Raw genomic sequence first — 2509 nt, 5'->3', positions numbered from 1 at the left:
GGCGGGCTTCGCGAAGCCTTCACCAAGGCTTCGCGAAGCCCGCCGGGGCGCTTCCACGGGGGGGCGCAGGGGTGCCGACGGCGGCGCTCCCCTGCGCCCCCCGTGCCCGTTGACGCGTTTCTTCCGCACCCTCTAGCGTTCTTCACCCCATGACGTGACACAGCGTCAACAGTGTGGCGCAGCAGGTCACATGAGGTGGGAACACACACACGAAAGCGCCGGTCGGCCACCGGTGGACGGTCTTCCCCGGAGGACCCGCGGACGGTACGGGGGTGAGCGGCGATGAGTCTCTTCGGCCAGGACCGCTCCTTCCTCCACGCCCTCCCCGCGGCCGACCGGCGGTCGCTGCTCGCCGAGGGCGCCCGGCGCGTCTACGAACCCGGGGAGGTGATGATCCGCGAACGCGACACCAGCGCCTACGTCCTCGCGCTCCTCTCCGGCTGGTCCGTCGTCTCCGTCGGCACCGAGCGCGGATCGCGGCTCATCCTCGCCCTGCGCGGCGCGGGCGAGGTCGTCGGCGACCTCGCCGCCGTCGACCGGGGCCCGCGCAGCGCCAGCGTCACCGCCCTCGGCACGGTCGAGGCGGTGGCCGTCTCCGGCGACCGGTTCCGGCGCTTCCTCGCCGCCCGGCCGCACGCCACCGCGCTGATCATGCGTCAGCTCGCCACCCGACTGCGCAGCGCCGACGTCGAACGCCGCGCGCTCGCCTCCGAGACCGTCCTCCAGCGCCTCGCCGCCCGCCTCGTCGAACTGGCCGAGCGCGCCGGACGCCGGGCCGACGGCGGCACCGTACTCGACCTTCCGCTGCCCCAGCACGACCTGGCGGCGGCCATCGGAGCCACCCGAGAGGCGGTGGCCAAGGCCCTGCGCCTGCTCAGGGAGCAGGACGTCGTCCGCACCGCGAACCGCACCGTCGTCGTCCTCGACATGCCGGTCCTGGTGCTGCTCGCGCAGGGGCGCGCACGCCCCGGCGGAAACCCGGCGGCCGCATTTCCGCCGGGTGTGTAAACGGCTACATCGCCGGCCGCGCCGCGCGGCCAGTCTGGACATGCGACACGCGCACCACCACGGCACCACACACAGGGAGTCCGAGAGTGAGCAGTGCGGAAGTGAACGGGGTAGCGGGCGGGATCCACCGGTTCGTCGTCTTCGGCGACATCTGCGGCTCCGGGACCCTGGGCATGGCCGAGAAGGAGCTGCACCGGGCCGCGATGTACGCCGCCTTCGACGAGGCGTACGGCTCCGTCGGCGTCGAACCCGGCACCTTCCACCAGGAGGACAGGGGGGACGGCATCCTCGCGGCCCTGCGCCCCGACGTGCCGCCGACCCTCATGGTCGGACGGTGGATCGACACCCTCTACGAGAGCCTGCGCGCCCACAACACGGGCCGGAGCCGCCGCCTGCGGCTGCGGATCGGCATGAACGCGGGGCTCGTCGCCCAGGACGGGCACGGGCTCGTCGGGCGGGCGGTGGACCTCGCCGCCCGGCTCTGCGACAGCGCCCCCGCCAAGCGGATCATGGCGGAGAGCCCCGAGGTCGACCTCCTGATCGTCGTCTCCGACTGGCTGTACGGGAACGTGGTCGCCGAGGGCGGGCGGTACGTCGAGCCGGCGCACTACCGGTCGGCCCGCATCCGGTCCAAGGAGACCGACGAGACCGCGTGGTTCCACGTACCGCGCAGCACCGCCCCGCCGCTGCCCGGGGCGGAGGGGGGTTCACGGACCGGCGTTGGGCCGTCGCGGGGGGACGGCCCAACGCCCCGGACCGGGGGCGGGAACCGTACGTACCACGTCGGGGGAGACCTGCTCGACGTCCACGGCAACACCATCCACGGGGATTTCACCGGCATCCGCAAAGGCCCTGCCGCGGGGGCGGGTGAACCGCAGTGAGCGACCAGGACGAGCCGGCGGCCGGGAGCGACACCCCCGACTCCGGCCACGACCGGGGCGACGGAGGCGGCCGGGGCGACGGACAGGACCGGGGCGGTGACCGCGGCGAACGAGGCGGTGACCGCGGTGACCGTAGTGACCGGGGTGACCGTAGTGACCGGGACCGCGAGCGCGGCGACCGGGACCGGGACCGCGGCGACCGCGACCGCGACCGGGACCGCGAGCGCGGTGACTCCGCCGGCGAGCAGTCGCGCGAGCCGAGCGTCTTCGCCACCGCCGACCGGGGACCCCTCGGCGGCGAGAGCGACACCGGCGGCGCCGCCACCGCGCTCCGGGCCGTCCGCACCTGGGCGGGCGGCGCGGCCGACCGGCTGACCACCATCCACGGCGACGGCACCGTCTTCGAGGGCAACCAGATCTTCGCCCTCCACGGCTCCGACCGCTCGCTCTTCGTCCAGGGCCCCGTCCCGCCCGAGACGCTCGACCACCTGGGCCGGGTGTACTGCGCGACCGCCGGCTACGCCCGGATGCGGGACCGCCTCCGCGACCACCGGGTCCTCGTCCTCTGCGGCGAACCCGGCAGCGGCCGCAAGGCCACCGCGCTCGCCCTCCTCGACGAG

Annotated in this window: 2 protein-coding genes and 1 pseudogene; all 3 read left to right on the top strand. The window is 74.7% G+C overall.

Annotated elements, in window-relative coordinates:
- Window positions 1-282 precede the first annotated feature (282 nt).
- Window positions 283-1008 (top strand): Crp/Fnr family transcriptional regulator, encoded by a 726-nt coding sequence (locus CCN56_RS39920; protein ID WP_086832464.1) that lies wholly within the window; start codon window positions 283-285, stop codon window positions 1006-1008.
- 86 nt (window positions 1009-1094) lie between these two features.
- A complete protein-coding gene (locus CCN56_RS39915) occupies window positions 1095-1889 on the top strand; it encodes a hypothetical protein (RefSeq protein WP_256962432.1) in 795 nt (264 codons plus the stop codon).
- Window positions 1886-2509 (top strand): annotated as a pseudogene (locus CCN56_RS39910) (hypothetical protein); the annotation flags it as partial. The gene CCN56_RS39915 and the pseudogene CCN56_RS39910, both read left to right, overlap by 4 nt.

The sequence above is a fragment of the Streptomyces sp. NRRL B-24572 genome, from assembly GCF_002156145.1.
Taxonomy (GTDB): domain Bacteria; phylum Actinomycetota; class Actinomycetes; order Streptomycetales; family Streptomycetaceae; genus Streptomyces; species Streptomyces vietnamensis.
This window is presented reverse-complemented; position numbering and strand designations above follow the sequence as displayed.